This is a genomic window from Bilophila sp. 4_1_30, from assembly GCF_000224655.1.
In the GTDB taxonomy this organism is placed as follows: domain Bacteria; phylum Desulfobacterota; class Desulfovibrionia; order Desulfovibrionales; family Desulfovibrionaceae; genus Bilophila; species Bilophila wadsworthia.
Genome location: NZ_JH114232.1, coordinates 688,205 through 696,264 on the forward strand (window position 1 = coordinate 688,205; position 8,060 = coordinate 696,264).

General features: G+C 61.0%; 8 protein-coding genes. 3 read left to right on the forward strand and 5 right to left on the reverse strand.

Going from position 1 to position 8,060, the window contains the following annotated elements:
* Positions 1-48 precede the first annotated feature (48 nt).
* On the reverse strand, positions 49-660 hold the full coding sequence (locus HMPREF0178_RS09690; RefSeq protein ID WP_009733265.1) for a MarC family protein: 612 nt from the start codon (positions 658-660) through the stop codon (positions 49-51).
* A 278-nt stretch (positions 661-938) separates the two neighbouring features.
* Between HMPREF0178_RS09690 and HMPREF0178_RS09695 the strand changes: the two genes are divergently transcribed.
* From HMPREF0178_RS09695 to dnaJ, 3 genes are all read left to right on the forward strand, one after another.
* Positions 939-2,312: an L-serine ammonia-lyase gene (locus tag HMPREF0178_RS09695; protein ID WP_009733266.1), complete on the forward strand. Its 1,374-nt coding sequence runs from the start codon at positions 939-941 to the stop codon at positions 2,310-2,312.
* A 135-nt stretch (positions 2,313-2,447) separates the two neighbouring features.
* The gene (rpoZ, locus tag HMPREF0178_RS09700) at positions 2,448-2,684 is read left to right on the forward strand and encodes a DNA-directed RNA polymerase subunit omega (protein WP_005028384.1); all 237 of its coding nucleotides are present in this window, start codon (positions 2,448-2,450) and stop codon (positions 2,682-2,684) included.
* Positions 2,685-2,714: 30 nt separating this feature from the next.
* Positions 2,715-3,851: a molecular chaperone DnaJ gene (gene dnaJ / locus HMPREF0178_RS09705; protein ID WP_005028385.1), complete on the forward strand. Its 1,137-nt coding sequence runs from the start codon at positions 2,715-2,717 to the stop codon at positions 3,849-3,851.
* Between the two features lie 497 nt (positions 3,852-4,348).
* Here dnaJ and HMPREF0178_RS09710 read toward each other — a convergent pair whose 3' ends face one another.
* From HMPREF0178_RS09710 to HMPREF0178_RS09725, 4 genes are all read right to left on the reverse strand, one after another.
* Positions 4,349-4,732, reverse strand: a complete 384-nt coding sequence (locus HMPREF0178_RS09710; RefSeq protein WP_005028386.1) for a hypothetical protein — start codon at positions 4,730-4,732, stop codon at positions 4,349-4,351.
* A gap of 157 nt (positions 4,733-4,889) precedes the next feature.
* Positions 4,890-6,062, reverse strand: coding sequence for a metallophosphoesterase (locus HMPREF0178_RS09715; protein WP_009733267.1), 1,173 nt, complete (start codon positions 6,060-6,062; stop codon positions 4,890-4,892).
* A gap of 4 nt (positions 6,063-6,066) precedes the next feature.
* Positions 6,067-7,149, reverse strand: coding sequence for a hypothetical protein (locus tag HMPREF0178_RS09720; protein ID WP_009733268.1), 1,083 nt, complete (start codon positions 7,147-7,149; stop codon positions 6,067-6,069).
* Between the two features lie 28 nt (positions 7,150-7,177).
* On the reverse strand, positions 7,178-8,060 hold an 883-nt coding region (locus HMPREF0178_RS09725), incomplete at its 5' end, for an EamA family transporter (RefSeq protein ID WP_009733269.1).

An 8,060-nucleotide genomic window follows, 5' to 3' on the forward strand; every position in this document is an offset into this window, starting at 1 on the left:
CTTTCTTCAGAAAGTTTTCCCTCCCCTTCCCCAATCTTCTTCCCCGCCTTATCCTACGATCAAGAAGTTCTTCACGCCCGTGAAGACGACCTGCGCGGCGATGGCGGCGAGAAGCAGGCCGGTGAGCTTGGAAAGCACCGCAAGGCCGGTTTTGCCGAGGATGCGCTGCACATGGTTCGCCATGAGCAGCATGAGCGTAATGAGCGCCGAAGCAACAAAAAGGGCGGCCGAACCGATGATGCGTTCCGTCATGCTGTGGGCCGACGCGCCGAGAACCATCAGCGTACCGATGCTGGCGGGGCCCATGCAGATGGGGATGGCGAGCGGGACCACGCTGATGTCCTCGTCAGGGCTGTCGGGGGTGTGGGACTCGCGCTGTTCGCCCATGAGGGCTACGGAAGTCAGGAACAGGAGCGCCCCGGCGCCGATGCGGAAGGCGTCCAGCGTGAAGCCGAATACGCTGAACAGCGATTCCCCGAAAAAGTACAGCACCGTCCCCACGATGAAGACCGCAGTCCCCGTCCGCAGGGCCGTGCGGCGCTTGCGGCGTCCGCCGTAGGTCTGCGTCCCGCTCAAGAAGGCGCTCAGGGCCGCGGGAGGCGTCAGCAGGGCGAAAAGCTTGATGACCGAACTGAAAAAATCTCCGATACTGTAATCCATACGTCTTCTCACTACCCCGCAAAGCGGTTATTGAATGCGCGGGGGATCGCTCGCACCGGGCGCATTTTTGATTGGTTGTTCAATGAGCCGGGACACCATACAAGGAACGTGGGATAGTTCAAGAGCTTTTTTTAGGGTTCAAGGACAACACGCCGAGTTTTCAGCTTTTTTTGATCAGAGAAAATCAGCGGCTTTTCCGGCTGCGTTTCGGGCCGTCCGTTTCGGGCGGCGAAGGCTTCCAACACAAGGGCCCGGAGGCCCGGATTCAGGAGATCTCCATGCCTCAGCGATACATCGATACCACGTTGTTCGACCTGTTCAAAGTGGGGCCCGGACCGTCCAGTTCCCACACCATCGGCCCCATGAAGGCAGGGCACCATTTCGCGGAAACCTGCGCCGCGCTGCCGCGTGATCTGCTGGTGCGCGCCGTGCGCTTCCGGGTGCGCTTGTACGGTTCCCTCAGCGCCACGGGTACGGGCCACGGGACCGATGCCGCCGTCGTCGCGGGTCTGCTCGGCACGGCCCCGGAAAGTTGTCCCGCCGGCCTGCTTCAGGAGCTTATGGATGATCCTCATACGCGCCGTAAACGTTCGCTCGGCGACGGCCAGGTGTCGGTTTGCGTCGACGACGTAAGCCATGACGCGATCATTCATGATTTTCCTTACAGCAACACGCTGGTGGCGGATCTGTTGGACGCCGAAGACAACGTGCTGCATTCGCAGGAGTATTACTCCGTGGGCGGCGGCTTCATCCAGTGGAAGGGCTGGGAACCGCCCTCCCTTGGCGAGCCTGTTCACCGCTATTCGAATATGACCGAATTGCGCGCCATTGTGAAGGAGAAGGGCCTCAACATTTACGAGATCATCCTCGACAACGAGATGGCGATCACCGGGGCGTCGCGCCCGAGCATCATCTATTCCCTGAATCAGATCATCGATCATATGGAAAGCAGCGTCCGGCGGGGGCTGGACAGCGAAGGGCAGCTCCCCGGGCCGCTCAAGGTGCAGCGCAAGGCCCGTATGCTGTGGCAGCAGGCTTCCCGGATGCAGTCCTCGCCGGACCAGTTCCTGACCCGGATCAATGCCTATGCCTTCGCCACGGCGGAGGAAAATGCCTCCGGCGGCGTCATCGTCACCGCGCCGACCTGCGGTTCCGCCGGGGTCATGCCCGCGCTGGTGTATGCCCTACGGCATGAAATGTTCATAGGCGATCGCGCCATCCGTGAAGCGTTCCTCGCATCGGCTGCGGTCGGCTTCATCGCCAAGCACAACGCGAGCATCGCCGGGGCCGAAGTGGGCTGTCAGGGTGAAATCGGCGTGGCGTCCGCAATGGCGGCGGCGTTCGTGGCCGACGCGCGCGGCTACCGGTCCAGGGTGACCGAAAACGCGGCGGAGGTCGCGCTGGAGCATCACCTTGGCATCACCTGCGATCCTGTGCAGGGATATGTGCAGATTCCTTGCATCGAGCGAAACGCCATGGGCGCGATCAAGGCGTACAACGCGGCGGTGATCACCTCGGGCACGGATCCTTATTCACAGCGGGTTTCCCTCGACGCCGCCATTGCCGCAATGGCTGAAACGGGACGCGAAATGAGCTGTAAATTCAAGGAAACTTCGCTCGGCGGATTGGCCGTAAGTATGGTAGCCTGTTGACAGTGGTCCGGAAGCGGGTTACTGATTGCCTCTTTCACAATGCACTATGCCGGGTTTTTTCCCCTCTGGACAAATATGCTTTCGGGCTTAGAGTTATGAGATTGGAAGAAGCCCGTCTTTTTTGGAGGCTGCACTATGGCACGCATCACCGTTGAAGACTGTCAGGAACGCGTCGAAAACCGGTTTCTCCTCGTACAGATGGCGATCAAACGCGTGCGACAGTACCGTGAAGGCTACGAGCCTCTGGTCGAGTCGCGCAACAAGGAAGCTGTGACCGCGCTGCGTGAAATCGCCGCCGGAAAGATCTTCCCTGAGGATATGTCCCAGTATCGTATGCCCGCAGGCGAAACGCAACCTGACATGGACGACTAGCCCCTTTTGTCTGGAAAGATTTGAACCGCTATGGCCCAACGCGATTATTATGAAGTTCTCGGTGTAGCCCGCGATGCGTCGGAAGACGAAATCAAGCGGGCTTACCGCAAGATGGCACTGCAAAACCACCCCGACCACAACCCCGACAACCCGGAAGCCGAACAGCGTTTCAAAGAGGCCGCCGAAGCCTATGAAGTGCTGCGCGATCCGGAGCGCCGGGCGAGGTACGATCAGTTCGGTCACGCCGGTGTCGGAAACAACGGCGACTTCGGAGGCTTTGGGTCCGCCGAAGATATCTTCGCTCATTTCGGCGATATCTTTGGGGATATGTTTGGATTCAGCATGGGCGGCGGTACACGCCGCGGCGGGCCTCGCCCCACGGCGGGCGCGGATCTGCGCTACAATCTGAACATCACCTTCGCGCAGGCGGCGAGGGGTGCGGAAATCACCCTGAACATCCCCCGGATGGTCACCTGCGGGGAATGCCACGGCTCGGGCGCCGCGCCGGGGACGTCCCGCGAAACCTGCCGCCAGTGCGGGGGCTCCGGCCAGGTCCGGAATTCGCAGGGCTTTTTCCAGTTCGTGGTTCCCTGTCCGACCTGCCACGGAGAGGGGTACACCATCTCCAAGCCCTGCCCCAAATGCCGGGGCAAGGGGCAGGTACAGGAAACCCGCGAGCTTTCGGTCCGTATCCCCGCCGGTGTGGACACCGGGACCCGCCTCCGCCTCCGCAATGAAGGCGAAGCCGGGACCAACGGCGGCCCCAACGGCGATCTGTACGTGTTCATTTCGGTGGACGAGGACAAGACGTTCCGCCGCCAGGGGCAGGATCTTGTCCTGACCAGGGAGATCTCTTTCGTGAAGGCCGCCCTCGGGCATACCATCACGGTTCCCGGCCTTGACGGCGATCTGGAGCTCAAGATTGCCAAAGGCACGCAGAGCGGCACGGTGCTCCGCCTTCCCGGCAAGGGCCTGCCCTATCTCAACCAGAAGCGCAACGGCGACCTGCTGGTCGAGATCCTCGTGAAGACGCCGACCAACCTTTCCGCGCGTCAGGAAGAACTGCTCCGCGAGTTCGAATCGAGTGCTGAGGAGTCCATCGGCGACAAGATCATCAAGGGCGTCGAGAACCTTCTTGGCGGCAAGAGCAAGAAAAAGAAGAAATAGCAGAATATTGAGGGGGGAGAGGGAACCTTTCTGGAGAAAGGTTCCCTCTCCCCCCTCAAACTCCCCTCTCACCCTCCCAAGACTTTCGTTTTTATCGAATCCCTGTTCGGAAGTTCGGGAGGTGCTCCTGAGGAAAGGGGAAACGCAGGAACCCTGCGAAAAAAGAGACAGCCGCCCGGAACCAATGGTTCCGGGCGGCTTTGTTGTTTCAGGGAGAGGCCGGGGAAAAGAGTTTTTGAAAGGTCTGGGAATGGACTTTAGCCAATTATTCAACACTGTTCAGCAGTAAAGAGATGTGCCCCATGCGCGCTTTTTCATTTCTTATGGAGAACACACACTCTCACTCTTCATTTTTAGATTCATGAAAGAGCAGTCCCCGACGCCTGCGGAAGATCCGCCGTCAGGGATTCGATAACGTCGAAAGTTTTAGGGGGATGGGGGGGTGAGGAGGGGGAAGGGGCCTTTTCCAAAAGGGCCCCTTCCCCCTCCCCAATCTTTTAGCAATTCGCGGCGCGGAGGGTTTCCTCGACCATGTCGAGGGTGGGGGCGTCGTCCTTTTCAAGGCCGGAGAGGGCCCGGACGGCGAGCATGAGCATCTCGAGATCGAGGGTCATCTCGGTGCGCCCGTCATTGATGGTGCAAGCCTCGCCGTGCAGGGAAACGCGGTAGGCCCGGCGGCTGCGCTGCTGCCCCTTGCCGGTCACGATGGAATAAACATGCTCGCCGGATTCCGTGGTATAAAGCTTCTGGCGTGTTAATTCGCCGGTTTCGTCGTCAAACCACGAACCTCCGGCGAAGGGACGCCCGGAAAACTGCATCTCTGCTCCGTTGTCCAGATGCAGGACAACGTTTGCTCTGGAAGTGAGCGCGTCATCGGTCATCGTTTTTTACCTGCCCGGTAGTTGTTGATTTATAAGCGAGAATGGTAGCACTGCCGATCCTGCGGTGTCAACGAAAGGACAGGGTTCGCCTATGAGAGAATGCAAAAAAGCGATCTATGCGGACGTGAGAGGATTCCCTCTCTCACGTCGCAGAGCGTCAATTGGTGTCGAATCCCGTTCCGGTAAGCGTGATGAGGGTGATTTCCGAGGGCACGAACAGGCGCAGCGGTATGCCGCCCCATAGGCCCGATCCGCTGCTGACGTAGAGGGGCATCCCGTCCACGGTGTAGGGTCCGCTGACATAGCCGCCGTTGAACGCCGCGATGAGGGGAGTGACGGGCAGGATAAGACCGCCGTGCGTGTGCCCGGAAAGCTGGAGCGAGGCCCCGGCCTTGGCGCTTTCCGGTGCGAGCGAGGGGCGGTGCGAGAGCATGAGTTTGGTGATGTCTTTGGAGAGGCCGGAGAGCGCCTTTTGGGGATCAGGGCCCTCCAGCCCCCAATTGAGGGCGGCCGTGTCCGTCACCCCGGCGATGGCGAGCGGTGTGCCGTTAACCCGGATCTGCGTGTTTTCGTTCATGAGCACATGCATACCGAGACGCTGGAAAACGGGCAGCCATTGCTGGATCCCGGAGTAATACTCGTGATTGCCGGGCACAAAGATGACGCCGTACTTGGCTTTGAGATCCGCCAGCGGGGCCACGTCTTCTTCAAGGCGTGACGGGGAGCCGTCCACTACGTCGCCGGTGATGGCGATGAGATCGGGGTTGAGCGAATCCGTGCGGGCCACCACGTCCGTCAGCCATGCCTTGCCGAACGTGGGGCCGATGTGCAGATCGGAAAGCTGCGCGATCCGGAATCCGTTCAGCGCATCCGGCAGGCCGGGGACTTGCATACGGACTTCACGCACGGGAGGGACCCGCAGGGCTTCCCGCATACCGTAGCCTGACAGGCCCAGCGCGAGCAGCACCAGCGTGAAGGCCCAGAATCCCGATGCGGGCTTCTTTTCCTTATGCCCGTAGAAAATTTTGCGCTGCCGCCTTGTGGAACGGCGGAAAGGCCAGGTGAGGAGCAGAAGCGCGTCCCGCACCACGAGCAGCAGGAACAGGATGGTCACGGCGGAATGGAGGTAGCCGGAGGCGAGCTGCACGGGCTCGGGCATGAATGCGCCCATCGTGCCGTAGACGAGTTTGGTCAGGAGGAGTTTTTCGGCGCAGGCGAACGCGAAGAGGCTGAGGATAAGTTTGAGGGACCAGTTCATGCCGGAAGGCAGGATGAGCCGGACGATAACGTACAGGCCCATAAAGGCGGAAAACAGAGTGATCATGCTCATGATGTCAGGCATCCTTTGGGGATGAGGAGGGCTTTTTCCCCAGATTCCAGAGGCGTTCGGCGTGGGCGCCGAGGGCCCAGAGGCTGAGGCCGACGATGATGAAGAACAGCCCCTTGTTGAGGCTGTCCCAGAACCATTCAAAGAAGCGTGTGTAGAGGTTCAGGCCCAAAAAGACAAGCCCGTACCCCCGCAGCATGGCGTCGTCGTCCTTCACGCCGAGCCATATGGCGGCACAGGCCGCCGCTCCGAAAAGGAGAGACCAGTGGAACAGCTCCATATGGCGGGCGTGATACCATGATGTCATGTCGCCGTAGTCGCCAAAAAGAGACAGTATCCACAGGCTGATGAACAGATAGAGCAGGCCCACCGAGAGCGTGCTGCGTTCGAAGGCCGCCAATCGGCTCCAGTGGGCATTGCGTTTGAAGAGAACCGAGAGCCCGCACAGGAGCAGGCCGAGCAGCACGAAGCGCATGGGGTAGTTCATCCCCAGATAATAGGCTCCCCAGCCGGAGCGGTACCCCGTTTCGGCCCCGAGCCAGCTCCCGAACGCGAACAGGGCGAAAACCCAGATCAGCCGGGAATCGAGCAGCAGTCCGAGCGCGCCGTATATGACGGCGGCAAGCAGGAACAGGCTGGAGATGTTCAGGAAGCCGATGTCTTCCCCGCCGTACGCGTAAAGCCATGCGGCGAGCGAGGCGAGCGAGCCCGCGATGGCCAGCACGCCGAGGAAAAACAGGCCCTCATTGGTCAGCCGTTTCTGGGGGGCTCTCCTGCGCCGCCGTACGCCCCAGAAGAACAGGCCCGCCGCCGCAAGGAGCAGGAACAGGCTGCGCCCCAGTTCCGTCATGACGAAAAGGCGGCTGATGAGTTCAAGGAACAGTTCGTCGCCGAGCAGGGCGGCCACGCCGATGAGTATGCACGCAAGGGCGCTCCACAAGGCATAGCGGCCGAGCCTGTACCAGTCGAAGGGCAGAGGCGTCAGGTCGTCGAGAAGCCGTTTGCCGGTTTCTTCGTCCAGAAGCCCGGATGCCCGCCATTCTTCAAGGGCGGCGCGGACCACGGCGGCCTGTTTCTTGGGAAGCTTCATCGCTTTCTCCTTGAGGATGCCCGCCGCGTCAGGCCTTGCGGCGGATAGTCAGTGTTGCGCCGATGGAGGCCACAATGATGCAGGCCAGAGCTACCCATTGAGCCACGTTGAGCTGTTCTCCGAGGAAAATAATGCCCGACAGGGCCGCGAGGACGGGTTCTATGCTCATCAGGATGCCGAAAGTCTGCGCGGGAAGCTGCTTGAGGGCGACGATTTCCAGCCCATAGGGCAGCGCCGAGGAGAAGACGCCGAGCAGCAGAGCCAGCGGGAGTACGGACATGGAGAACATGGACGTCCCCGCCGAGGCTACGCCGAAGGGCAGGATGGCGCAGGCCCCGACGATCATGCCGAGCGAGACGGATGCGCCGCCTCCGGCGTTCCCGGCCCGCTTGCCGAAAAAGATGTACATGGCCCAGCAGAACCCGGCTCCGAGCGCGAAGGCCACGCCCACGGGATCGAGATTGCCGGAAAATTCGTGAATGGGCAACAGCAGGAGCAGACCGCCGACGGCCAGCGCAATCCACAGGAAGTCGATGAGGCGGCGCGAACCGAGCATGGCTATCGCCAACGGCCCGGTGAACTCCAACGCCACGCCCACGCCCAACGGGATGCGGCTGATGGCCTGATAGAAGCACATGTTCATGACGCCCGTGGACAGGCCGTAGAGGATGATGGGCAGCCATTGCTTGCGGGTGAGCTTCGCCCGCCACGGGCGCATCACCGGAAGCAGCACCAGCGCCGCGAACATGAGGCGCAGGGCCGTCGTCGCCTCGGGGCCGATGATCGGAAAAACGGACTTGGCGAGCGACGCGCTGCACTGGATCGACAGCATCGATATCACCAGCAGCGCTACGGAGAAGAAGGGCGACGTTGTGGACACTTTCATGGCGCAAGGGGGGTAAGAGGTTCGC

Excerpts from the sequence above, each read along its gene's own strand:
- HMPREF0178_RS09720 (WP_009733268.1), bottom strand. The coding sequence starts at position 7,149 with ATGAAGCTTCCCAAGAAACAGGCCGCCGTGGTCCGCGCCGCCCTTGAA.
- rpoZ (WP_005028384.1), top strand. The coding sequence starts at position 2,448 with ATGGCACGCATCACCGTTGAAGACTGTCAGGAACGCGTCGAAAACCGG.
- HMPREF0178_RS09695 (WP_009733266.1), top strand. The coding sequence starts at position 939 with ATGCCTCAGCGATACATCGATACCACGTTGTTCGACCTGTTCAAAGTG.
- HMPREF0178_RS09710 (WP_005028386.1), bottom strand. The coding sequence starts at position 4,732 with ATGACCGATGACGCGCTCACTTCCAGAGCAAACGTTGTCCTGCATCTG.
- HMPREF0178_RS09690 (WP_009733265.1), bottom strand. The coding sequence starts at position 660 with ATGGATTACAGTATCGGAGATTTTTTCAGTTCGGTCATCAAGCTTTTC.
- dnaJ (WP_005028385.1), top strand. The coding sequence starts at position 2,715 with ATGGCCCAACGCGATTATTATGAAGTTCTCGGTGTAGCCCGCGATGCG.
- HMPREF0178_RS09715 (WP_009733267.1), bottom strand. The coding sequence starts at position 6,062 with ATGAGCATGATCACTCTGTTTTCCGCCTTTATGGGCCTGTACGTTATC.